Here is a 23,603-nt window from a genome sequence, read left to right as displayed (position 1 = left end):
TGACGAGAGTAACCGGAGTGACCCCTACCACCCCGACCGGCGACTTCTTAGGCCGGCGGACCCAACTGCCAACGGTTTGATTTGAGAGCCTCAAACTTCTCCTTATAATCGGAACCTACAGTTCTCCCACAGGAAGGCCCGCCGTGAACACGCTCCTCGGGCGTCGCACCCGTGTCCTGGCCGCCACCACCGCTGCGGCCGGGCTCATGCTCGTGACCGCCTGTACCTCCAGCGACGACGGCGGCAGCGGCTCCAAGACCGCCGCGGGCGGTGTGGAGCTGGTCAAGGCGGGGCAGCTCACCACCTGCACCCACCTGCCCTACCCGCCGTTCCAGTCGGAGATCGACGGCAAGGTGCAGGGCTTCGACGTCTCCCTGATCGACCTGGTCGCCGAGGACCTGGACGTGAAGCAGGAGATCCTGGACACGCCGTTCGAGAACTTCAAGACCGGTGCCTTCCTCAACTCCGGCGAGTGCGACCTGGCCGCGGCCGGCATGACCATCACCGAGGAGCGGAAGAAGAACGTCGACTTCTCCGACCCCTACTTCGACGCCACGCAGGCCGTCCTGGTGAACAAGGACGCCGGGGTGGACTCCCTCGCCGAGATCAAGTCCGAGAACGTGAAGCTCGGCGCGCAGGCGCAGACCACCGGCGAGGACTACGTGGTGAAGCAGGGCTTCGACCCGGTCTCCTTCGAGTCCTCCGACGCCGTCCTCAACGGCCTGCGCACCGGCCAGGTCAAGGCCGTCGTCATCGACTACCCGGTCGTCCAGGGCTGGCTGAAGGACAAGGCCAACGCGGACGCCTTCGAGATCGTCGACAACCTCAACACCGGTGAGCAGTACGGCTTCACGGTGAAGAAGGGCAACACCAAGCTGGTGGCGGCCATCAACAAGGCGATCGCCGACGCCAGGGCCGACGGCACGTACAAGAAGCTCTACGAGCAGTGGATCGGCCCGTACGACGCGACCGCGGCCTCCCCGTCCGCCTCATGAGGGACGCCACGAAGCAGGAAGTCCCGCTCCGCCGAAAGGGGCTGACGAGGAGTCAGAAGCGAAGGCTGTCGCGCGGCGTCCAGTACGTCGTCTTCGTCGCCGCCCTGATCGCGTTCGCGGCCTCGGCGGACTGGGACCGGCTGCAGAACCAGTTCGCGCAGGCGGACATCGCCGAGCAGATGTTCCCCGAAGTCATCACGCTGGCGCTGAAGAACACCGTGCTGTACACCCTGTCCGGCTTCGCCGTCGGACTGGCCCTCGGCATGGTCATCGCGCTGATGCGGCTGTCGTCCGTGGGCCCCTACCGCTGGCTCGCCGGCATCTACATCGAGATCTTCCGCGGCCTGCCCGCCCTGCTGATCTTCATCTTCATCGGCGTCGCCGTGCCGCTGGCCTTCCCGGGCACGGAGATCATCGGCGGCACGTACGGCAAGGTGGCCCTGGCCCTCGGCCTGGTCGCGGCGGCGTACATGGCCGAGACGATCCGCGCGGGCATCCAGGCGGTGCCCAAGGGGCAGATGGAGGCGGCCCGTTCACTGGGCTTCTCGCCCGCCCGCGCCATGATCTCGATCATCATCCCGCAGGCCTTCCGCATCATCCTCCCGCCGCTCACCAACGAACTGGTGCTCCTGTTCAAGGACTCCTCGCTGGTGCTGTTCCTCGGCGTCACCCTGGAGGAGCGCGAACTGTCCAAGTACGGCCGCGACCTGGCCAGTACGACCGCCAACTCCACACCCATCCTCGTCGCCGGCCTCTGCTACCTGCTGGTGACGATCCCGCTCGGCTTCGTCGTGCGCCGTATGGAGGCGAAGGCCCAGGAGGCCGTGAAATGAGCCGACCTGAGATCGAAGTCCGAGGACTGCACAAGTCGTTCGGAGACAACGAGGTGCTGCGCGGCATCGACCTGGAGATCGGCCAGGGCGAGGTCGTCTGCGTCATCGGCCCGTCCGGCTCCGGCAAGTCGACCCTGCTGCGCTGCGTGAACCTCCTGGAGGAGCCCACCGAGGGGCAGGTGATCGTCGGCGGCATCGAACTGACCGACCCGGACGTCGACATCGACGCCGCCCGGCGCCGTATCGGCATGGTCTTCCAGCAGTTCAACCTCTTCCCGCATCTGACCGTGACCGAGAACCTGACGCTGCCGCAGCGCCGGGTGCTCGGGCGCGGCAAGGCGGAGGCGGCCCGCGTCGCCGCCGAGAACCTGGAGCGGGTCGGCCTGTCGGAGAAGGCGACCGCCTACCCCTCCTCCCTCTCCGGCGGCCAGCAGCAGCGCGTGGCGATCGCCCGCGCGCTGGCCATGGGCCCCCAGGCGATGCTCTTCGACGAGCCCACGTCGGCCCTCGACCCCGAACTGGTCGGCGACGTCCTCGCGGTCATGCGCATGCTCGCGAACGAGGGCATGACCATGATGGTCGTCACCCACGAGATGACCTTCGCCCGCGAGGTCGCCGACCGGGTCGTCTTCATGGACGGCGGGCTGATCGTCGAGGACGGCACCCCCGCGCAGGTCATCGGTGCCCCCCGCCACGAACGCACCCGCCACTTCCTCTCCCGCCTCCTCGACCCGGCGATGGCCGAGGTGGAGGAGGAGACCTCGGACCAGGTCGGCGGCGGCACCTGACTAAGGTGCCGTGCATGAGCGACGACACGGTGCTGCACGTGAAGGGCAGGGTCCTCGCCGGACCGGACGAGGACCAGGTCCGCGACGAACTGTGGGTGATCGACGGGCGGGTCTCCTACGACCGTCCCGCCGGCACCCGTGACATCCGCACGGTGACGGGCTGGGCGCTGCCCGGCCTGGTCGACGCCCACTGCCATGTCGGTCTCGGCGCCCACGGGCCGGTCGACGCCGACGCCGCCGAGAAGCAGGCGCTCACCGACCGCGACGCCGGGACCCTGCTGATCCGCGACGCCGGCTCGCCCTCCGACACCCGCTGGGTCGACGACCGCGAGGACCTCCCGAAGATCATCCGGGCGGGCCGGCACATCGCCCGCACCCGCCGCTACATCCGCGGCTACGCCCACGAGATCGAGCCGGACGACCTCGTCGCCCACGTCGCCCGCGAGGCCCGGCGCGGCGACGGCTGGGTGAAACTGGTCGGCGACTGGATCGACCGTGACGCGGGCGACCTGACGGCCTGCTGGCCACGGGACGCCGTGGCGGCGGCGATCACCGAGGCCCACCGCCTGGGCGCCCGGGTGACGGCCCACTGCTTCGCCGAGTCCTCCCTCCGCGACCTGGTCGAGTCGGGCATCGACTGCATCGAACACGCCACGGGCCTCACCGACGACCTGATCCCCCTGTTCGCCTCCCGCGGCGTCGCGATCGTCCCGACCCTGGTGAACATCGCGACCTTCCCGCAGCTCGCGGCCGGCGGCGAGACCAAGTACCCGGCCTGGTCGGCCCACATGCGCCGCCTCCACGCCCGCCGCTACGACACCGTCCGCAACGCCTACGACGCCGGCATCCCCGTCTTCGTCGGCACCGACGCGGGCGGCACCCTGCCCCACGGCCTGGTCGCCGCGGAGGTCGCGGAACTGGTGAAGGCCGGCATCCCCCCGGTGCGGGCCCTGGCGGCGACCACCTGGTCGGCCCGCACCTGGCTCGGCCGCCCCGCCCTCGACGAGGGCGCCCCGGCCGACCTGGTGGTCTACGAACAGGACCCCCGGGCGGACGTACGGGTACTGGCGGCGCCGTCCCGACTGGTACTGAACGGGCGGATCGTGGGCTGAAAACGTCGAAGGCGTGTGCGGGTGTGCCACGTTGGGGTGAAGTCGCGTGAGGGCCCTGTCGAACGGGCGGCGGTGCGACATCCTTTCGAGGTCCCAAGCATTCTCTCTGGGGGTCCCACACCTTGAACGGCTACAACTTCCGCATGCCCGCACGCCGTTGCGCCACCGTGCTGGCCGCCACCGCCCTCGCCGCCGGTCCCGCGGCGCTGGCCGGTGCGCCCTCCGCGCACGCGACGAACGAGGGGAGCGCGACCGCCGTCGTGCTGCGCACCGGCCTCGACGTGGCCCTGCTCGACAAGACCGTCGACGTGCCCCTCGCCGTCTCCCTCAACGAGGTCCGGGCGCCGCGGAGCGCCGAGAAGACCGCGCTGACCGCCGAACTCGACGGCGTCGACGGCGGCCGCCCCTTCAGCGTCCTGCGCGCGGACGTGGCCGAGGCGAAGGCCACCCTCGAGGAGGGCAGGGCAGAGGCCTCCACCCGGCTCGCCCACGCCAAGCTGCACGTGCCCGGCCTGCCCCTCCTCTCCCTCGTCGAGATCGAGGCCGTCTCCTCCAAGGCCGTCTGCGAGGCCGGGAAGGCGCCGGTCGCCACGTCCGACCCGGTCGGCGCGGTCACCGTCCTCGGCAAGCGGGTGTCCGTCTCGGCCGGCGGCCCCACCGATGTGAAGGTGCCGGGAGTCGGAGAGGTCCGGCTGGATCTCGCGCAACGCGGGACGACGTCCCGTACGGCCGCCGCGACCGCGCTCCGACTGACGGTCTCCGTCAACCCGCTGAACCTCAACGTCGCCGAGGTCACGGGCACGGTGACCCTCGCCGAGGCGACCTGCGAGACGCCGGTGGCGCGGAGCGAGGAGGCCCCGCCGAGTGCCGGGCCCGTCGGGGACGTCAAGGCACAGGGCGCCCCCGCGGAGGCCGGCCTCGCGGAGACGGGGGGCAGCTCGATGACGCCGTACGTCGCGGGCGGCGCGGTTGCCCTGCTGGCGGCGGGTGCGGGAGCGGTGGCCCTGACACGACGCCGGGGCTGAGGCCCTGGGGGCTCCGCCCCCGGACCCCCGAGCTGTGCCCACCCACCACCCGACTCGGTGGGATGAAAGTGAGGGGCGGGGCGAGAACACCCCGGCGTCACCCCGCCCCCACCACCACCCCCACCGCCCGCAGGAACCCGTCCACCGTCCCCCGGTCCCGCACAGCGACCCGCAGCCACTCCTCCCCGAGCCCGGGAAACGTGTCCCCACGCCGCACCGCGTACCCGAGGGCACGCAGCTCCCGCCGCACCGCCCCCGCCCGATCCACCCGCACCAACACGAACGGCCCCTCCGCGGGACCGGCCACCCGCACCCCACACCCCGCGAACTCCGCGAGCCCGGCCAGGAGATACCCCCGATCGGCGGCCACGCGGTGCGCCGCACGCGCCGCCTCGGCCAGCGCCGGAGGCGACACGCACGCCTCCGCCGCCGCCAACGCGGGCGTGGACACCGGCCACAGCGGCTGAGCCCGCTCCAGCTCGCGGATGATGTCCGGCGCGGCGAGGACGTACCCGATCCGCAGCCCCGCCAGCCCCCACGTCTTGGTCAGGCTGCGCAGAACCACCAGACCGGGCACATCCGTCCGCCCGGCCAGCGCCTCCCGCTCACCCGGCACCGCGTCCATGAACGCCTCGTCGACGACCAGCGTCCGCCCGTGCCGGGCGAGCCCGGCGATCGTGGCGGCGGGGTGCAGCACCGACGTCGGGTTGGTCGGGTTGCCGATCACCACGAGGTCGGCGTCCTCGGGGACGGCCGCCGGGTCGAGCCGGAAGCCGTCCTCCTCCCGCAGCAGCACCCGGCCGACACTGTGCCCGGCGTCCCGCAGGGCCGCCTCCGGCTCGGTGAACTGCGGGTGCACCACGACCGGTCGACGGACCTTCAGGGCACGGGCGAGCAGCACGAACGCCTCCGCCGCGCCCGCCGTCAGCAGCACCCGTTCGACCGGCAGCCCGTGCCGCGCCGCGACGGCCGCCCGTGCGGCCCGCCCGTCGGGATAGGCGGCGAGGCCGGTCAGGGACGCGGCGATGCGCTCGCGCAGCCACGCGGGGGGCGTGTCCGCGCGGACGTTGACGGCGAGGTCGACCAGCGCCGAGCCGTCGTCACGTACCTCCGCGTCACCGTGGTGGCGCAGGTCGTGCCCGTCAGTGTGCATGGGAATGCGCATGCCCTCCGTGATGGTGGCCGTGGCCGTGGTCGTGCCCCTCGTCGTCGGGGTGGAAGTGCGGCTGCTGCGGCAGCCCCACCTTGTCCTCGAAGCCGGGCAGCGCGATGCGGTACACGCACGAGTCGCAGTTCATCCGCAGATCGCCCTCGACGGCCTCCGCGTACCGTTCCATCACCAGGTCCAGCAGCTCCGGCTCGGGCCCGATGACGTCCGCCGACCGCACCTCGACCTCCGGGTGAGCGGCCGCCCAGCCCTCGGTCTGGTGCCGTACCCGGTCCGGCAGGATCCCGGTGAACAGGAAGTAGGGGAGAACGACGATCCGCCGCGCGCCGAGCTTCACGCACCGGTCGAGTCCGCTCGGCACGTCCGGCGCCGCGAGCGACACGAACGCCGTCTCGACACCGGCGTACCCGCGCCCCTCCCACAGCAGCCGGGCCGCCTTGTGCACCTCGGCGTTGGCGTCCGGGTCCGTCGACCCGCGACCCACCAGCAGCACGGTCACGTCGGCCAGATCCTCGGGCGTACGCCCCGCCGTGCCCAGCGCCTCCTCCAGCCGCCGCTCCAGCACGTTGAGCAGCGCCGGGTGCGGGCCCAGCGGACGGCCGTACGTGTAGGAGATGCCCGGGTGCCGCTCCTTCTCGCGGGCCAGCGCCGCCGGGATGTCGCCCTTGGCGTGCCCGGCGGACACCAGCATCAGCGGTACGGCCGCGAACCGCCGTACGCCGCGCTCCACCAGTTCCGTCACCGCCTCGCCCAGCGGCGGCGGGGACAGTTCGATGAAGCCGCCCGCGACGGGCAGTTCGGGGTGGCGGCGGCCCAGCTCCCGGACGAAGTCGCGGAACGCCTCGGCTCCGGCATCGTCCCGGGTTCCATGGCCGGCGATGAGCAGGGCGGGCGGCGGGGTGGTCACTGTTTCTCCTCGGAGTGCGAAAGGGGGGTGTACAGCAGGGCGTTGAGCGCGGCGGCGGCGACCGCCGAGCCGCCCTTCTCGGACACGTTGCTCACGGCGGGCAGGCCGCTCTCGCGCAACGCGGCCTTGGACTCGGCCGCGCCGACGAAACCGACGGGCAGGCCGATGACGAGCGCGGGGGAGGCGTCGAGGGTGAGCAGCTCCTCCAGGGCGGTCGGCGCGCAGCCGATCACCCAGAGGGCGCCGGGCCCCACCTGCTCGTACGCCAGCTGGACCGCGTGCGCGGAACGGGTCAGCCCGGGACCGGCCTTGGCGTCCTTGAGCCGGCAGACGGTCTCCCGACGGGTGATGCCGGCGGCGACCATCTCCACGTCCACGACGACCGGCGCCCCGGCGTGCAGCGCGGCGTGCGCCTTCTCCAGCGTGTCCTCGTCCATGACGAGGTCGCTCGCGTACTCCAGGTCGGCGGCGGAGTGGATGACCCGCTCCACCACCGCCCGGGTCAGCGGCGGGAGGTGCGAGGTGTCCAGACGGGCGCGCAGCCGCCGGAAGGACTCCTGCTCGATCGGGTGGACCACACGGTTCACTTCGGCTCCTCCTGCCAGCGGTAGCCGCGCGGAGTCACCATGCGGCCGGCGATGTCCCGGGTCGCGGTGTTGCCCACCGTCACGACCGTCATCATGTCCACCGTCGCCGGGTCGAGCAGCGCGAGCGTCGTCACCCGCGCGGTCCCGTCCGGCCGGGAGGCGTTGCGTACGACACCCACCGGCGTCGTCGGCTCCCGGTGTCCGGCGAGGATCGCCAGCGCCTTCGGCAGCTGCCAGTCCCGGCCCCGGCTGCGCGGGTTGTAGAACGTCACGACGAGATCCGCCTCGGCGGCCGCCCGCACCCGCCGCTCGATGACCTCCCACGGCGTGTGCAGGTCGGACAGGCTGATCGACACGTGGTCGTGGCCCAGTGGCGCGCCCAGGATCGCGGCCGCGGCCAGCGCGGCGGTGACACCGGGCACGCCGACCACGTCGATGTCGTCGGACGCCTCGGCGAGCGCGGGCGAGGCCATCGCGTACACACCGGCGTCCCCACTGCCGATCAGTGCGACGGCGTGTCCGCGGCGGGCCTCGGCGACGGCCGTGCGCGCCCGCTCCTCCTCCGCGCCGAGCCCTGACTCCAGGACCCGGGTGCCGGGCCGCAGCAGGTCACGGATCTGGTCGACGTACTGGTCGAGTCCGACGAGCACCGAGGCGCGCCGCAGCTCGGCCTTCGCACGCGGGGTGAGCAGGTCGCGGGCGCCGGGCCCGAGCCCGACCACCGCGAGCCGGCCGCGTCCGGGCCGCCGTACGACCGCGCAGGTCGCCGTCGCGGGGACGCCGGCCGACTTGCGCTTGGGCACGAGGAGTTCGCCGCCGCCGACCAGGGCGGCGGCCTCGGCGACCGAGGGCGTGCCGACGGCGGCGAGCGGCGCGGCGGACGGGTTCGGCACCTCGACGGTGGCCAACTCCTCGGCGGAGTACGTCACCACGGGCACGCCGAGCCGCGCGGCGGCCCGCACGATGCCGGGTTCGTCCGCCTTGGCCTCGACGGTGGCCAGTTCGGCGACGCTACGAGGCGACAGTCCCGCGTCCCGCAGCGCGCCCTCGATCAGGTCGAGGACCTCCTCGACCGGCGCCCCCCTGGACGCGCCGACGCCGACGACGAGGGACGGCGGACGCAGCAGCACCTCGCGGTCGGCCGGCTCCACGGCCCGGTCCGTGATGCGCACGGTGTGGGCGCCCCGGTCGGCGAACGGCACCGGCGGCAGCGGCCACGCCACCTCCGCGTCGAGCGCGACCGGCTCACCGTCCAGCAGGGCCCGCGTCACACCCGCGACATCGCCCTCCACCGGCAGCCCGAAGGTGTCCAGACCGGGGATGCCGACGGCGTCCGTCGCCGTCGTCACCACGGGCAGCGCACCCAGCAACTCGCCCACCTCGCGGGCGAGTTCGTTGGCACCGCCCGCGTGCCCGCCGACCAACGGGACCGCGAACCGGCCCGCCTCGTCGACGCACACCACACCCGGGTCGGACGCCTTGTCGGACAGCAGGGGAGCGACGAGCCGTACGACGGCGCCCGTCGCCAGGAAGCACACGAGCTGCTCGCACTCCGCGAACGCCCGCCGGACGGCGTCCCCGACGGGACCGTCGTACACGCGCGTGCGGTCCGGCCACGCCGCGGCCAGCCGGTCGCGCGCCGCCGCCCCCGCCACGGTCGCGGAAATGAGGCCGATCACAGAGCAACTCCTTCATCAGGGACGGGGGTTCTGGACCCCCACAGCAGAAAAACGGGGTTGGTCGCCGCCAGCCGGGTCACGTCCCCCGGCAGCGGCGCCAGCCGCGACGACTGGAGCAGTACGCCGTCCACGTCGAACCCGGCGTCGGTCAGCGCGGCCCGCGCCGCCGGCACCCGGTCCAGCGCGGCCATCGCGACGACCACGGTCCGCCGGGCCCGGCGCGCGCACGCGCCGACGATGCCGGGCAGCTCCCGCCCGCCGCCGCCGACGAACACCGCGTCGGGGTCGTCGAGTTCGCCGAGTACGTCCGGTGCGCTGCCGTGCACCACGTGGACGTCGACCTCGTGCGCCGCAGCGTTGGCGCGGATCCGGCCGACACCGTCCGCGGCCTTCTCCACGGCGCTGACGGCGGCGCCCAGCCGCGCGCACTCCACGGCCACCGAACCCGAACCGGAGCCCACGTCCCAGACCAGGTCGCCGGGGCGCGGCCCGAGCCGGGCCAGGGCCAGCGCCCGCACCTCGAACTTGGTGATCATCGAGTCGCGGTGGGCGAAGTCGGCCTCGTCCAGCGCCCATCCGGCGGGCCGGCGCACCGGCCCCGCGAGCGTCCGCACCGGGCCGTGCGCCCGCGCCTCGTCCAGGCACAGCACGACACTCACCGCCGGCCCCCAGTCGCGGCCCGCCGCCTCGGCGGGCGTGACCCGCTCCACGCGTTCGCGCACCGGGTCGCCCAGCGCGGACGCGACGACGAGCACCCGGCCGGGAGCGGTCCGGGCCAGCGCGGCGCCCAGCTCGGCGGGACCGGCGCCGGGCCCGGTCAGCACGGCCACCTTCGGATACGCCCGGCACACCTGCACGGCCGTCCGCGGGTCCCGCCCGTGCGCACTGACGACAACGGCGTCCTCCCAGGTCAGCCCCAGCCGAGCGAAGGCGGCGGCGACGGAGGACACCCCCGGCACGACGTCCAGCCGGTCCGCGCCGAACCGCTCCGCGAGCGCCCGCACGATCCCGAAGAACCCGGGGTCACCCGACGCCAGCACCACCACCCGCCGCCCGTCGGCGACGTACTGCTCGATCGCGTCGAGCGCGGGCGCCAGCGGCCCGAGCACGATCCGCTCGACGCCCTCCGGCAGGGCAGCGGCGTCCAGATGCCGCCGCCCGCCGACGACGAGGTCCGCCCTCGCCGTCGCCTCCGCGGGAACGGGCGACCCGGTGCCCGTGCCGACGACCGTGATCGGACGGCTCACGTACTGGCACCCCGCTCGCGCAGGGCCCTGCGGGCCTCGGGGTCGGGCTTGCGGTAGCCGTGGAAGTGACCGGGGTGGTACAGGTGCGAGCGGGTGCCCTGCGCGGCGAGCGCCGGGCCGACCAGGAACAGCGTGTGCTTCCACAGCTTGTGCTCCTTGACCGTCTCCTCCAGCGTGCCGATCGTGCACCGCACGACCAGCTCCTCCGGCCAGGTCGCCTGATAGGCGATGACGACGGGCGTCGCGGTCGGGTAGCCGCCCTCCAGCAGCTCCCGCACCAACTGCCCGCTGCGCGCGGCCGACAGGAAGACGGCCATCGTCGTGCCGTGCTTGGCGAACTCCCGCACCTCCTCGCCGGGCGGCATCGGCGTCTTGCCGCCGCCCAGCCGGGTGAGGATCACGGACTGCGCGACCTCCGGGATCGTCAGCTCGCGCCGGGCGAGCGCGGCGACGGCGGAGAACGAGGACACCCCGGGCACGATCTCGGTGTCGATGCCGATCTCGTCGCAGCGGTCCACCTGCTCCTGCGTACCGCCCCAGAGGGCGGGGTCGCCGGAGTGGATCCTGGCCACCTTGATGCCGTCCCGGTGGGCCCGCTCGTAGACGGCGACGACGTCCTCCAGGGACATGGTCGCCGAGTCGAGGATCTCCGCGTCCTCGCGCGCGTGCTCGAGAACCTCCGCCTGGACCAGGCTCGCGGCCCAGATCACGACGTCGGCATCGGCGATGGCGCGCGCGGCACGGAACGTCAGCAGGTCGGCGGCGCCGGGACCGGCGCCGACGAAGGTCACCTTGCCGGTGGGGGCGTCGGCCATGGGTTCGGGTCCTCTCATCACGGGGTGGGAAACAGGGGCGGAAACGGTGTGGGAAACAGCTGGTGGCGAAGGCGCGTGGCCGGCGCCCGATCCGATACGAAGGGCACATGGCGGTGATCGTCGCGCTCGGCGCGTTCCTGATGACGTTGGCCGGCGGCTGGACGGCACAGCGCGTGACCGACCGCCGCCACCTGGTACTGGGCCTGGCCGGAGGCCTGATGCTGGGCGTGGTCGGCCTGGACCTGCTGCCCGAGGCCCTGGAGGCGGCCGGCACGGAGGTCTTCGGCGTCCCCGCCGCACTGCTGCTGTTCGTGGCGGGCTTCCTGCTGGCCCATCTGGTGGAACGTCTGCTGGCCCACCTCCCCCGCTCTCGACTTCGCTCGAGCGGGGGGACCCCCATGGCCTCGCACGGCGCCGGCGAACACAACGGCCGCAGCCCCGAGGTGGGCCTCACGGCCGCCGCGGCGATGGTCGGTCACAGTGCCATGGACGGCGTCGCGATCGGCGCGGCCTTCCAGGTCGGCGGCGGCATGGGCACGGCCGTCGCGCTGGCCGTCATCGCCCACGACTTCGCGGACGGCTTCAACACCTACACCATCACGAGCCTGTACGGGAACGCCCGCCGCAGAGCCCTCGCCATGCTGTTCGCGGACGCCGCGGCACCGGTCGTCGGAGCCGCCTCCACGGCGTTCGTCACCATCCCCGAACCACTGCTCGGCGCCTACCTCGGCTTCTTCGCCGGCGCACTCCTCTACCTGGCAGCGGCCGAGATCCTCCCCGAGGCCCACCACGAACACCCCGCCCGCTCGACGGTCCTGTGCACGATCGCGGGCGCGGCTTTCATCTGGCTGGTGGTGGGCATGGCGGAGTGAAACCCCACCGCCGAAGCACCGACGCCAGACCCTGCCGAACGAACCCACGGCAAACTGACGCCGGGTTCCGCTGGTCGAGCCTGCGGCTGACTGATGCCGGGTTGCGCAGACCGAGCCTGCGGCCGACTGGCGGAGGGTTCCGTCGGACGAGCCCGCGGCTGCCTGATACCGCGTTGCGCAGGTCGAGCCTGCGGCCGACTGACGCCGGGCGCCACCGTGCGAGCCCGCGGCAGACCGAGGCCAGGCGCCGCCGGACGAGCCCGCAGCAGCCCGTCGGCCGGGCCGGACCGGCGAGCCCACGGCTGCCTGATGCCGGGTTGGGCAGGTCGAGCCTGCGGCCGACTGATGCCGGGCGCCGCCGGACGAGCCCGCGGCAGATCGATGCCAGGCTCCGTCGGACGAGCCCGCAGCAGCCCGTCGGCCGGGCGGGACCGGCGAGCCCGCGGCTGCCTGATGCCGGGTTGGGCAGGTCGAGCCTGCGGCCGACTGATGCCGGGCGCCGTCGGACGAGCCCGCAGCAGCCCGTCGGCCGGGCTGGACCGGCGAGCCCACGGCCGACCGTCCGCCGGACCCACCGGCCCCACCGGCACCGGCCCCGCTCGACCCGCCCACCCCGCTCGACCCGCCCGCCCCGGCAGCCCGTTCTCGTGCCGCAGGCTCTGTCGCGGGCCGTCTCACAGCTTGCCGCCCCGGACGCCGTCGCGTCGGGCCGGTGCGATGAGCGTCGAGAGGTAGGGGAGGGGTTCCCCGTCCAGCTCGGCGGCGGGGCGGATGGACTCCTCGGACAGGCCGAGCGCCGAGCCCCACACCGCGTCCTCGAGCCGTCCGGTCTCCCGCAGCGCCTCGGCGACCTCGGCGGCCTGCCGGCCGAACTTGTAGGCGACGACCGTGCCGGGCCCGGCCAGCGCGTCCTTCAGCACGGCCGACCCCGCCGTCACGGGCACCAGCGTCAACGGCTCCGTCCCCTCGGTCAGCACGGCCCCCGACCGCGCCGCGAGGTCCTGCATGGCGGTGATCCCGGGCACGGTCTCCACGACGGTGCCCGGCACCAGCTCGCCGATGGTCTGGGCGAGATACGTGAACGTCGAGTACACGTTCGGATCGCCGATGGTGGCGAAGGCGACGCTGTCGTACTGCGCGAGCAGCTGTGCCACCCGCTCCCCGGCGGCGTCCCAGGCGGCCTCCCGCCGGCCCCGGTCGGTCCGCTCGTTCAGCGCGAACACGACCCGGACGACCTTCTCCGCGGGCACGTAGTGGAGCACCGTCGCCTCGGCGCGCCCCCGCTCCACGCCCGCTGTCCCATCAGCCGCAGCCATCACCGGTACGACGACCACCTCGGCGGCCCGCAGAGCGTTGACGCCCTTCACGGTCACCAGCTCGGGATCCCCGGGACCGACCCCGACTCCGATCAGCCTGCTGCTCATGACGTCCGGCACCTCTCCACGAACCGACGGGCCACACCGGGCGACGACGCCCAGTGCGTGTGCAGATAACTCGCGTGCACACCGCGTTCCACAAAGCCTTCGACCCGCTTCTCGGGAGCGAGGACCCCCCAGGCGGGAGCCGCCCCGGCGCCCGGCTCGACGACGGTCCGGTGGAACTCGTGCCCCCGCATCCGTGTCCCCGCCCCGGCGAGCACGCTGTCGCTCACGGCGACGGCGTTCCGGTATCCGAGGGTGAGCCGCCCGGTCATGCGGGCCGTGGCGTCGAGCACCCCGCACATGGGCTGCCCGTCCAGCTCCCGGCACAGATACAGCAGGCCCGCACACTCGGCGGCGACGGGCGCGCCGCTCTCCGCGAGCGCGGCGACCTCCTCGCGCAGCCCCTTGTTCGCGGACAACTCGGCGGCGTACACCTCGGGAAACCCACCCCCGACGACCAACCCGCTCGTCCCCGGCGGGAGTTGCTCGTCCCGCAGCGGATCGAAGGTCACGACCTCGGCCCCGGCGGCGGAGAGCAGCTCACCGTGCTCGGCATAGGAGAACGTGAACGCTGCCCCACCGGCGACCGCGACGACGGGCGCCGGCTTCCCGGCCGACCGGGTCGGACGGTCGTGGGTGGGCGACGCCGCGGCCTCGCCCGCATCCCAGACCGCGCCCGACAACGCGCCCGCCCCCCGCGCCAACGCCAGCAGCCCTTCCAGATCACACCCGTCGGAGACCTGCGCGGCCATCGCCGCGACCGCCGCCACCGCGGCAGCCCCCCGTTCGGCCACCGGCACCAGCCCCAGGTGGCGCGACGGCGTCTCCACCGGCGCGGCCCGCCGCAGGGCGCCCAGCACCGGCACCCCCACCGACTCCAACGCCTCCCGCAGCAGCGCCTCGTGCCGGTCGGAGGCGACCTTGTTCAGGATCACGCCCCCGATCCGCACCGCCGGGTCCCAGGACACGAACCCGTGCACGAGCGCCGCCACCGACCGCGACTGCGACGACGCGTCCACGACCAGCACGACCGGCGCTCGCAGTTCCTTCGCCACCTGCGCCGTGGACGCCAGTTCACCCTGCCCCGCGGCCCCGTCGTACAGCCCCATCACCCCCTCGACGACGGCGATGTCGCAGCCCCGCGCCCCGTGCAGGAACAGCGGAGCGACCAGCTCGGGACCGCACAGGTACGCGTCGAGGTTCCGCCCCACCCGCCCGGTGGCGAGCGCGTGGTATCCGGGGTCGATGTAGTCCGGCCCGACCTTGTGCGGGGACACGGCGAGCCCCCGCGCGGCGAGCGCGGCCATCAGCCCCGTGGCGACGGTCGTCTTGCCGCTGCCCGACGAGGGCGCGGCGATGACCAGCCGTGGGACGGAGGACGTCACCACTCGATGCCCCTCTGCCCCTTCTGCCCCACGTCCATGGGGTGCTTGACCTTGGACATGTCGGTCACCAGGTCCGCGAACTCCACCAGCTTCCCGGGCGCGTTCCGCCCGGTGATCACGACGTGCTGGTTCCCCGGCCGCTCCCGCAGCACGGACACGACCTCGTCGGTGTCGATCCACCCCCAGTGCATGGGGTAGGCGAACTCGTCCAGCACATACAGCTGGTACGTCTGCGCGGCGAGGTCCCGCTTGACCTGCTCCCAGCCCTCGCGGGCCTTCTCCTCGTTGTCCATCTGGGAGTCCCGCTGCACCCAGGACCAGCCCTCGCCCATCTTGTGCCAGGCGACGGACCCGCCCTCCCCGGAGTCCCCGAGCACCCGCAGCGCCCGCTCCTCGCCGACCTTCCACTTCGCCGACTTGACGAACTGGAACACCCCGACGGGCCACCCCTGGTTCCAGGCCCGCAGGGCGAGCCCGAACGCCGCGGTCGACTTCCCCTTGCCGACCCCGGTGTGCACGATCACCAGCGGCCGGTTACGCCGCTGACGCGTGGTCAGTCCGTCGTCCGGTACGACACTCGGCTGCCCCTGCGGCATTACGCGGCCCTCCTCGAAGTCCCCTGCACGTCCCTGACCAGCCCGGCGATCGAGTCCGCCCGCAGCTCGTCGAGCGTGACGGCGCTGCCGCCCAGCTCGCCCGCGAGCTGCCCGGCGAGCCCCAGCCGTACGGGCCCCGACTCGCAGTCCACGACCACGGAGGCGACCCCGTCGGCCGCGAACAGCCGGGCCGCCCGCCCGGCGAGGGCGACGGGCTCGGGCCCGCCGGTCGCGCGTCCGTCCGTCACCACGACGACCAGCGCCCGCCGGGCGGGGTCCCGCAGCCGCTCCACCCGCAGCACGTCGTGCGCCCTGAGCAGCCCGGCCGCGAGCGGCGTGCGTCCTCCGGTCGGCAGCGACTCCAGCCGTACGGCCGCCGCGTCCACGGACGAGGTCGGCGGCAGCGCCACCTCGGCGGCCGAGCCGCGGAACGTCACCAGCCCCACCTTGTCCCGCCGCTGGTAGGCGTCGAGCAGCAGCGACAGCACGGCACCCTTCACCGCACCCATCCGCTGCCGGGCCGCCATGGACCCCGACGCGTCGACGACGAACAGCACGAGATTCCCCTCGCGCCCCTCCCGCGTCGCCTGCCGCAGATCGTCCCGGCGTACGACGAGACCGCGCCCCGAGCGCCCGCGCGCCCGCTGGTGCGGCGCCGCCGCCTGCACGGTCGCCGCCAGGTGCAGCTTGGTCAGCGCCCCGCGCGGCCGCCGGGCCCCGGTGGTCCGCCCCTGCTCGGTCCGCGCACGCGAGCGCCGCCCGGCGGCACCCTCGCCGAGGCCGGGCACGCTCAGCACCTTCGTCCGGAAGGGCTCGGCGGCACGCGCGGGCTGCTGCTCACCGGCGCCGCCCCCCGAGGTCTGCGGTTCACCGCTGTCCCCGGCCTCGGGACGCGCCCCCGTGTCACCGCCCTCGGGCCCCTCCGACGGCGGCTGCCCGCCACCCCCGTCACCGCCGCCGGGCCCGTCCGGGCCGGGATCGGGGTCGGGATCCTCGTCGTCGGAGCCGCCGAACTCCTCCAGCGTCTCGTCGAGCTTGTCCTCGTCGAGTCCGGGCGCGTCGAAGGGATTGCGGCGCCGCCGGTGCGGCAGGGCGAGCAGCGCGGCCTGCCGGACGTCCTCCGCGAGCACCTCGGTCCGCCCGGCCCAGGCCGCCAGCGCCGTCGCCGTCCGCGCCATCACGATGTCGGCCCGCATGCCGTCCACCTCGAACGCGGCGCAGGTCGCCGCGATCTGCCGCAGCGCCCCGTCGCCCAGCAGCACCGACGGCAGCAGCTTGCGGGCCGCCACGATCCGCGCCCGCACGGAGGCCTCCTCGTCCGCCCACCGCCCGGCGAAACCGGCCGGGTCGTCGTCGTAGGCGAGCCGCCGCCGTACGACCTCCACGCGCTGGTCGGGCTCCCGCGAGGCGGCGACCTCGACCGTCAGGCCGAACCGGTCGAGCAACTGAGGCCGCAGCTCGCCCTCTTCCGGGTTCATGGTCCCGACGAGCAGGAACTTCGACGCGTGCCGTACGGAGACACCCTCGCGTTCGACGTACGACGCGCCCATGGCCGCCGCGTCCAGCAGCAGGTCGACCAGGTGGTCGTGGAGGAGGTTGACCTCGTCGACGTACAGGATGCCGCGGTGCGCGTCGGCGAGCAGGCCGGGCTCGAAGGCCTTCACGCCCTCCGAGAGCGCCCGCTCGATGTCCAGCGCCCCCACCAGCCGGTCCTCGGAGGCGCCGACCGGCAACTCGACCATCCGCGCGGGCCGTTCCACGCCCGCCCCCGGCTCGTGCGGCCCGTCCGGGCACGCAGGGTCGGGACGGGCGGGATCGCAGGAGAAACGGCATCCGGAAACGACGGAAACCGCCGGCAACAGCACCGAGAGGGCGCGCACCGCCGTCGACTTGGCGGTGCCCTTCTCGCCGCGCACCAGCACCCCGCCGACCGCCGGTGACACGGCGTTCAGCAACAGCGCGAGCCGCAGGTCGTCCTGGCCGACGACGGCCGTGAACGGGAACGGGGTACTCACTTGTCGTCGCCCTCCAAGTCGCCTTCCAGCTCCAGGTAGGTGGCCCGGAGCCGCTCGATCGTGTCCGCGTCCGGTTCGGCCCACAGGCCGCGCTCGGCGGCCTCGAGAAGCCGCTCGGTGATGCCGCGCAGGGCCCACGGGTTGGACTTCTTCATGAAGTCGCGGTTCTCCGCGTCGAAGACGTACTCCGCGCTGAGCTTCTCGTACATCCAGTCGTCGACCACGCCCGCCGTGGCGTCGTACCCGAAGAGGTAGTCGACGGTCGCCGCCATCTCGAAGGCGCCCTTGTAGCCGTGCCGCCGCATGGCCGCCATCCAGCGCGGGTTGACCACCCGCGCGCGGAACACGCGGTGGGTCTCCTCGCCGAGCGTGCGGGTCTTCACCTGGTCCGGGGTGGCCGAGTCGCCGACGTACGCCTCGGGGGAGGCGCCCGTCAGATGGCGCACCATGGCGACCATGCCGCCGTGGTACTGGAAGTAGTCGTCGGCGTCGACGAGGTCGTGCTCGCGCGTGTCGACGTTCTTCGCGGCGACGGCGATCCGCCTGAACGCGGTCTCCATGTCCCCGCGCGCCGCCCGCCCGTCGAGCCCGCGCCCGTAGGCGTACCCGCCCCAGACGGCGTACACCTCGGCGAGGTCGGCGTCCGAGCGCCAGTTGCGGGCGTCGATCAGCGGCAGCAGTCCGGCGCCGTACGCACCCGGCTTGGAGCCGAAGACACGGGCCGTGGCCCGGCGTCGGTCGCCGTGCTCGGCGGTGTCCTCGTCGGCGTGCGCCTTGACGTAGTTCACGTCGGCCGGCTCGTCCAGCTCGGCCACGGCCCGCACCGCGTCGTCGATCAGCCCCACGACGTGCGGGAACGCGTCCCGGAAGAAGCCGGAGATGCGGACCGTCACATCGATGCGGGGCCGGCCCAGCTCCGCCGCCGGCACGACCTCGAAGCCGGTCACCCGGCGCGAGGCGTCGTCCCACACCGGGCGGCAGCCCAGCAGCGCCAGGATCTCGGCGATGTCGTCGCCCTGGGTGCGCATGGCGGACGTGCCCCACACCGTGAGGCCGACCGACTTCGGGTACTCGCCGGTGTCCTGGAGATAGCGCTGCACGAGCGAGTCCGCGAGGGCCTGCCCGACCTCCCAGCTCAGCCGGGACGGAATGGCCTTGGGGTCGACCGAGTAGAAGTTGCGTCCGGTCGGCAGGACGTTGACCAGTCCGCGCGTCGGCGAACCGGACGGGCCGGCCGGGACGTAACCGCCGTTCAGGGCCTTGAGGATGTGCCCGATCTCGTCGGTGGTCCTCTCCAGCCGGGGCACGACCTCCGTGCAGGCGAACTCCACCACCGCGACGGCGTCCGGGAGTTCGGTGCCCAGGACCTCCCCGACGAGCGCCCGGCTCTCGCCGGCCGCCCATCCCCGCGCCTCCATGCCCTCCGCGATCCGCCGGCACAGCTGCTCCAGCAGGTCGACCGCGTCGGCGGCCGAGCGGGACGGACCGTCCACGAGGTCCGTCAGCTCCACCGGGACCTTGACCGGCGCCCCCGGCTCGGCGAGCAGCTCCTTCTCGACGAGCCCGAAGTGCTCCGCGAGGCAGGCCCGCAGACCGGGCAGCGCGTTCGCCCGCCCTCCCCACACCTGCGAGGCCCGCAACACGGCCAGCACCAGGTTCACGCGCGGTTCGCCGACCGGTCCGCCGCCGAGGATGTGCAGGCCGTCGCGGATCTGAACGTCCTTGATCTCGCACAGATAGCCGTCGATGTGCATGACGAACTCGTCGAACGCCTCGTCGTCCGGCTGGTCGTCGACATGCAGGTCGTGGTGCAGCTCGGCAGCCTTCACCAGCGTCCAGATCTGCGCCCGCACGGCCGGCGCCTTCGTCGGGTCCAGGTCGGAGACGAGCGCGTACTCGTCGAGGAGCTGCTCCAGCTTGGCCAGGTCGCCGTAGGTGTCGGCGCGCGCCATCGGCGGCACCAGGTGGTCGACGACGGTGGCGTGCCCGCGCCGCTTGGCCTGGGTGCCCTCGCCGGGGTCGTTGACGATGAACGGGTAGATCAGCGGGAGTTCACCGAGTACGGCGTCGGGGGCGCAGCCGCCGCTGAGCCCGAGCCCCTTGCCCGGCAGCCACTCCATCGTGCCGTGCTTGCCCATGTGGACGATCGCGTCGGCGCCGAAACTGTTCTCCAGCCACCGGTAGGCCGCCATGTAGTGGTGCGACGGCGGCATGTCCGGGTCGTGGTAGATCGCGATGGGGTTCTCGCCGAAGCCGCGCGGCGGCTGGATCATCACCACGACGTTCCCGAACCGGAGCGAGGCCAGGACGATGTCGTCGCCGTCGACGTAGAGGCTGCCCGGCGGCTCGCCCCACGCGTCCAGCATGCCCTGCCTGAGGTCGGGGTCGAGCCTGTCGAACCAGGCCCGGTAGTCGGCCAGCGGCACCCGCGCGGGCGCGGCGGCGAGCTGCTCCTCGGTGAGCCATTCGACGTCGTGGCCACCGGCGTTGATCAGCCGGTGGATCAACTCGTCGCCGTTGTCGGGGTATGCGGTGAGCGAGTAGCCGGCTCCGGCGAGGGCGTCCAGGACCCGGACGGCCGAGGCGGGCGTGTCGAGGCCGACCGCGTTGCCCACCCGCGAGTGCTTGGTCGGGTAGGCGGTGAAGACCAGCGCGAGCTTCTTGTCGGCGTTCGCCTTGTGCTTCAACCGGGCGTGCCGTACGGCGATTCCGGCGACGCGCGCGGCCCGCTCGGGATCGGCGACGTACACCGGAACGTCGTCCGGTCCCTGCTCCTTGAAGGAGAACGGGACCGTGATCAGCCGCCCGTCGAACTCCGGGATCGCGACCTGCATCGCCGCGTCCATGGGGGAGAGGGCGGCGTCGGAGGCGTCCCAGGCGGCCTTCGAGGAGGTCAGGCAAAGGCCTTGCAGGACGGGTACGTCGAGGTCGGCGAGGGCTCCGATGTCCCAGGCCTCCTCGTCGCCGCCGGCCGAGGCCTGCGAGGCGTGCGTGCCGCCGGCGGCGAGGACCGTGGCGACCAGGGTGTCGGCCGTGCCGAGGATCTCGTACAGGCCGGGGTCGGCGTCGCGCAGGGAACCGCAGTACACCGGGAGGGCGTTGGACCCGGCGGCCTCGATCGCGTCGCACAGCGTGTCCACGAACGCGGTGTTGCCGCTCAGTTCATGGGCGCGGTAGAAGAGCACACCGACGGTCGGACGGCCGTCCTGGAACACCCGGTCCCCGTGGACGCCGTACCCGGGCATCCTGTGCGGCTCCTCGAACCCCTCGCCGGTCAGCAGCACGGTGTCGGAGAGGAACCGCGCCAGCTCGGTGAGGTTGGCGGGCCCGCCCTCGACGAGATACCTGAGCGCCTCCGCCACCACACCCGCGGGCACGGACGACTCGGCCATCAACTCCGCGTCGGGCACCGCCTCCCCGCCCAGCAGCACCGTGGGGATGCCCGACGCCCTGAGCGCGGCGAGCCCGTCCTCCCAGGCCCGCTTCCCGCCGAGCAGCCGTACGACGGCGATGTCCGAGCCCTCGATCAGGGCCGGGAGCTCCTCCGCGACGTCCACGCGGGTCGGATTGCCGATCCGGTACGAGGCGCCGGTGGCGGCCCGTGCCGCCAGCAGATCGGTGTCGGCGGTCGACAACAACAACACTGTGCTCATGCGGGCGCTCCCGGTGGAATGAAAGGCAGTCCTTGCGGCGCGCCCGACTCGATGAGCCGCCACAGCGCGTCCGTGTCCGCGTGCTGTTCGATGAGGTCGCCGAGCCGGTCGAGCTGCTCCTCGCGCAGCGCGGCGAACGAGGTGTCGGCGGCCGGCACGAAACGGCGGCCCGCGGCGGCCGCCACCTCCCGCAGGAACGCCCGGCGGAAACCGTCCGACTCCAGTGAGCCGTGCCAGTGGGTGCCCCAGGTCTGTCCGACCCGGCAGCCGTCCAGGCGGTGTCCCCGGTCATCGGAGATGAACGCTTCACCGCCACTGACCTCGGCGACCCCGTGATGGATCTCGTACCCCTCGACCGGCTCGCCGAGGGCTTCCCCCACCGGCCGGGTGAGCGTCTTCTCGCGGGCGAACCGCACGCGGACCGGCAGCACCCCGAGTCCGTCGACATGGCCTCGCCGGCTCTCGACCTCGTCCTCGATGTGCTCACCGAGGACCTGGAAGCCGCCGCAGATGCCGAGGACGGGCCGGCCTTCGGCGGCTCTGCGCCCGATGGCCTCCGCGAGCCCCCGCTCCCGCAGCCACTCCAACGCCCGGACCGTCCCCCGCGTCCCGGGGATCACCACGAGGTCGGCGTCGGCCAGCTCCTCCGGCCGGTCCACGAACCGCACCACGACGCCCGGTTCGGCGGCCAGCGCGTCCACGTCGGTGAAGTTGGACATGAGCGGGACCGCGCACACGGCGACCCGCAGCACGTCCTCACCGACGGGCGGGGAGACGTTCGACTCCCGGACGGTCCCGCGCAGCGACACCCGCAGCCCGTCCTCCTCGTCGATCCCCAGCCCGTGCCGGAACGGCAGCACCCCGTACGTCCGCCGCCCGGTCAGCCCGTGCAGCATGTCCAGGCCCGGCTCCAGCAGCGAGACGTCACCGCGGAACTTGTTCACGAGGAACCCGGCGACCAGCTCCTGGTCCTCCGGGGAGAGCAGCGCGACGGTCCCGAAGAACGAGGCGAAGACCCCGCCCCGGTCGATGTCACCGACCACCAGCACCGGCAGCCGTGCCCCCCGCGCGATGCCCATGTTCACGATGTCGGTCCGCCGCAGATTGATCTCGGCGGGACTGCCCGCCCCCTCACAGATCACCGCGTCATACGTGCCCCGCAACTCGGCCAGACAGTCGAGAACGGTTCCCAGGAGTTTCTGCTGCCGCCCCCCGTGATAGCCGCGCGCGCTCATCTCACCGACCGGCTTCCCGAGCAGCACCACCTGGCTGCTCCGCTCACCGCCGGGCTTGAGCAGCACGGGATTCATCAGTGCGGTCGGCTCGACCCGGCAGGCCTGCGCCTGCATGGCCTGCGCCCGCCCGATCTCGGCACCCTCGCGGGTCACGAACGAATTGAGGGACATGTTCTGCGCCTTGAAGGGCGCGACCTTGACCCCCTGCCGCACCAGCCACCGGCAGATCCCGGCCGTGACGACGCTCTTGCCCGCGTCGGAGGTGGTGCCGGCGACGAGGAGACCCCCGCTCATGACGTACGCCCCTTCGCTCCCGCGGCGACGACGCGCGCGGTGATGACGCGCGCGGCGACGGTGACGCCGAGCGCGAGCAGGCCGACCCGGCGGGAGAGCCGCGCGGCACGTTCGATGTCCCGGGGCACCACGGGCCGCCCCCGCTCCCCGTTCAGCACGGGCCGGTGCTCGACCCGCCCGCCGTACGACAGCGTCCCGCCGAGGCGCACCCCGAGGGCACCGGCGAACGACGCCTCCACGGGACCGGCGTTGGGGCTGGGATGCCGGCGCGCGTCGGCCCGCCAGGCCCGCACCGCACCCCGCGGATCGTCCCCGCCGACGGCGGCGAGTACGGCGGTCAGCCGCGCGCCCGGCCATCCGGCGACGTCGTCCAGCCGGGCCGAGGCCCATCCGAACCGGCGGTGGCGCGGCGACCGGTGGCCGACCATGGCGTCCAGGGTGTTGACGGCCCGGAACCCGAGCAGTCCCGGCACTCCGCCGACGGCCCCCCACACGAGGGCGCCCACGACCGCGTCGGAGGTGTTCTCGGCGACGGACTCGACGACCGCGCGGGCGATCCCGTCGGCGTCCAGGGACTGCGGGTCCCGCCCGCACAGATGCGGCAGCCGCGCCCGCGCGCCCTCGACGTCCCCCGCTTCCAGGGCCCGCCCGATGGTCCGGGCCTCCCGCACCAGCGAGGTGCCGCCGACGACGGCCCAGGCGGCGGCGCCGGTCAACGCGACGGAGGCGGCGGGGGAGCGTCGTACGGCACGTGTGGCGGCGGCCCCGAGGGCCACGGCGCCACCGGCGCACACGGCGGTGTGCAGGGCGCCCCACCCGCGGTGGTCCCGCCACAGCACCCGCTCCGCGGCGGCCGCGGCCCGCCCGAACACGGCGACCGGATGTCCCCGGCGTGGATCGCCGAGGAGCAGGTCCCCCAGGAGGCCGGCGGCGGCACCGTACGCGTAGCGGCGATCGGCACCCACCGGCTCAGCCG

General features: G+C 73.6%; 19 protein-coding genes. 6 read left to right on the top strand and 13 right to left on the bottom strand.

What is annotated here, in order from left to right; all coding sequences use genetic code 11:
* The first annotated feature begins 143 nt into the window (after nt 1-143).
* The 5 genes from ACFWJX_RS08370 to ACFWJX_RS08350 all read left to right on the top strand — a co-directional run bounded on the left by ACFWJX_RS08370 (nt 144) and on the right by ACFWJX_RS08350 (nt 4,753).
* Nucleotides 144-995: a transporter substrate-binding domain-containing protein gene (locus ACFWJX_RS08370; protein ID WP_383238696.1), complete on the top strand. Its 852-nt coding sequence runs from the start codon at nt 144-146 to the stop codon at nt 993-995.
* Nucleotides 992-1,828: an amino acid ABC transporter permease gene (locus tag ACFWJX_RS08365; protein WP_383238693.1), complete on the top strand. Its 837-nt coding sequence runs from the start codon at nt 992-994 to the stop codon at nt 1,826-1,828. Before ACFWJX_RS08370 ends, ACFWJX_RS08365 begins: the two co-directional genes overlap by 4 nt.
* The gene (locus ACFWJX_RS08360; RefSeq protein ID WP_383238690.1) at nt 1,825-2,616 is read left to right on the top strand and encodes an amino acid ABC transporter ATP-binding protein; all 792 of its coding nucleotides are present in this window, start codon (nt 1,825-1,827) and stop codon (nt 2,614-2,616) included. The genes ACFWJX_RS08365 and ACFWJX_RS08360 overlap by 4 nt, the downstream gene beginning before the upstream one ends.
* A 14-nt stretch (nt 2,617-2,630) precedes the next feature.
* Nucleotides 2,631-3,728 carry an amidohydrolase family protein gene (locus tag ACFWJX_RS08355; RefSeq protein ID WP_383238686.1) on the top strand — a complete coding sequence of 366 codons (1,098 nt, stop codon included), beginning with the start codon at nt 2,631-2,633 and terminating at the stop codon, nt 3,726-3,728.
* A 122-nt stretch (nt 3,729-3,850) separates the two neighbouring features.
* Nucleotides 3,851-4,753: an SCO1860 family LAETG-anchored protein gene (locus ACFWJX_RS08350; RefSeq protein ID WP_383238683.1), complete on the top strand. Its 903-nt coding sequence runs from the start codon at nt 3,851-3,853 to the stop codon at nt 4,751-4,753.
* A gap of 97 nt (nt 4,754-4,850) precedes the next feature.
* Here the strand turns inward: ACFWJX_RS08350 and cobC are convergent, their stop codons facing one another.
* The 6 genes from cobC to cobM are packed head-to-tail and all read right to left on the bottom strand — an operon-like array spanning nt 4,851 to nt 11,156.
* The gene (gene cobC / locus ACFWJX_RS08345; protein WP_383238680.1) at nt 4,851-5,918 is read right to left on the bottom strand and encodes an Rv2231c family pyridoxal phosphate-dependent protein CobC; all 1,068 of its coding nucleotides are present in this window, start codon (nt 5,916-5,918) and stop codon (nt 4,851-4,853) included.
* Nucleotides 5,896-6,828: a sirohydrochlorin chelatase gene (locus ACFWJX_RS08340; RefSeq protein ID WP_383238677.1), complete on the bottom strand. Its 933-nt coding sequence runs from the start codon at nt 6,826-6,828 to the stop codon at nt 5,896-5,898. Before ACFWJX_RS08340 ends, cobC begins: the two co-directional genes overlap by 23 nt.
* A complete protein-coding gene (locus ACFWJX_RS08335; protein WP_383238674.1) occupies nt 6,825-7,415 on the bottom strand; it encodes a precorrin-8X methylmutase in 591 nt (196 codons plus the stop codon). Before ACFWJX_RS08335 ends, ACFWJX_RS08340 begins: the two co-directional genes overlap by 4 nt.
* Nucleotides 7,412-9,094 carry a precorrin-3B C(17)-methyltransferase gene (gene cobJ, locus ACFWJX_RS08330; RefSeq protein ID WP_383238671.1) on the bottom strand — a complete coding sequence of 561 codons (1,683 nt, stop codon included), beginning with the start codon at nt 9,092-9,094 and terminating at the stop codon, nt 7,412-7,414. Before cobJ ends, ACFWJX_RS08335 begins: the two co-directional genes overlap by 4 nt.
* Nucleotides 9,091-10,341: a precorrin-6y C5,15-methyltransferase (decarboxylating) subunit CbiE gene (gene cbiE, locus ACFWJX_RS08325; RefSeq protein WP_383238668.1), complete on the bottom strand. Its 1,251-nt coding sequence runs from the start codon at nt 10,339-10,341 to the stop codon at nt 9,091-9,093. Before cbiE ends, cobJ begins: the two co-directional genes overlap by 4 nt.
* Nucleotides 10,338-11,156, bottom strand: a complete 819-nt coding sequence (gene cobM / locus ACFWJX_RS08320) for a precorrin-4 C(11)-methyltransferase (RefSeq protein ID WP_383238666.1) — start codon at nt 11,154-11,156, stop codon at nt 10,338-10,340. The genes cbiE and cobM overlap by 4 nt, the downstream gene beginning before the upstream one ends.
* Before the next feature lie 107 nt (nt 11,157-11,263).
* Here cobM and ACFWJX_RS08315 point away from each other — a divergent pair, with 107 nt between their 5' ends.
* On the top strand, nt 11,264-12,028 hold the full coding sequence (locus ACFWJX_RS08315) for a ZIP family metal transporter (RefSeq protein ID WP_383238663.1): 765 nt from the start codon (nt 11,264-11,266) through the stop codon (nt 12,026-12,028).
* A 674-nt stretch (nt 12,029-12,702) separates the two neighbouring features.
* Here the strand turns inward: ACFWJX_RS08315 and cobI are convergent.
* From cobI to ACFWJX_RS08280, 7 genes are read right to left on the bottom strand one after another with little or no spacing between them, the layout of a single operon-like run.
* Nucleotides 12,703-13,452 (bottom strand): precorrin-2 C(20)-methyltransferase, encoded by a 750-nt coding sequence (gene cobI, locus ACFWJX_RS08310; RefSeq protein ID WP_383238661.1) that lies wholly within the window; start codon nt 13,450-13,452, stop codon nt 12,703-12,705.
* Nucleotides 13,449-14,834: a cobyrinate a,c-diamide synthase gene (locus tag ACFWJX_RS08305; RefSeq protein ID WP_383238658.1), complete on the bottom strand. Its 1,386-nt coding sequence runs from the start codon at nt 14,832-14,834 to the stop codon at nt 13,449-13,451. The genes cobI and ACFWJX_RS08305 overlap by 4 nt, the downstream gene beginning before the upstream one ends.
* Entirely contained in the window at nt 14,831-15,430 is a 600-nt protein-coding gene (gene cobO, locus ACFWJX_RS08300) for a cob(I)yrinic acid a,c-diamide adenosyltransferase (protein WP_383238657.1), read from the bottom strand. Before cobO ends, ACFWJX_RS08305 begins: the two co-directional genes overlap by 4 nt.
* Nucleotides 15,430-17,445, bottom strand: a complete 2,016-nt coding sequence (locus tag ACFWJX_RS08295) for a putative cobaltochelatase (protein ID WP_383238654.1) — start codon at nt 17,443-17,445, stop codon at nt 15,430-15,432. Before ACFWJX_RS08295 ends, cobO begins: the two co-directional genes overlap by 1 nt.
* On the bottom strand, nt 17,442-21,098 hold the full coding sequence (gene cobN, locus ACFWJX_RS08290) for a cobaltochelatase subunit CobN (protein WP_383238651.1): 3,657 nt from the start codon (nt 21,096-21,098) through the stop codon (nt 17,442-17,444). Before cobN ends, ACFWJX_RS08295 begins: the two co-directional genes overlap by 4 nt.
* Nucleotides 21,095-22,627: a cobyric acid synthase gene (locus ACFWJX_RS08285; protein WP_383238649.1), complete on the bottom strand. Its 1,533-nt coding sequence runs from the start codon at nt 22,625-22,627 to the stop codon at nt 21,095-21,097. The genes cobN and ACFWJX_RS08285 overlap by 4 nt, the downstream gene beginning before the upstream one ends.
* Nucleotides 22,624-23,592 (bottom strand): cobalamin biosynthesis protein, encoded by a 969-nt coding sequence (locus tag ACFWJX_RS08280; RefSeq protein ID WP_383238646.1) that lies wholly within the window; start codon nt 23,590-23,592, stop codon nt 22,624-22,626. The genes ACFWJX_RS08285 and ACFWJX_RS08280 overlap by 4 nt, the downstream gene beginning before the upstream one ends.
* Nucleotides 23,593-23,603: the final 11 nt, after the last annotated feature.

Source organism: Streptomyces sp. NPDC058335 (assembly GCF_042723915.1).
GTDB lineage: Bacteria > Actinomycetota > Actinomycetes > Streptomycetales > Streptomycetaceae > Streptomyces.
The sequence above is the reverse complement of the archived record's forward strand: the minus strand, read 5'-3'. Positions and strand labels throughout refer to the sequence as shown.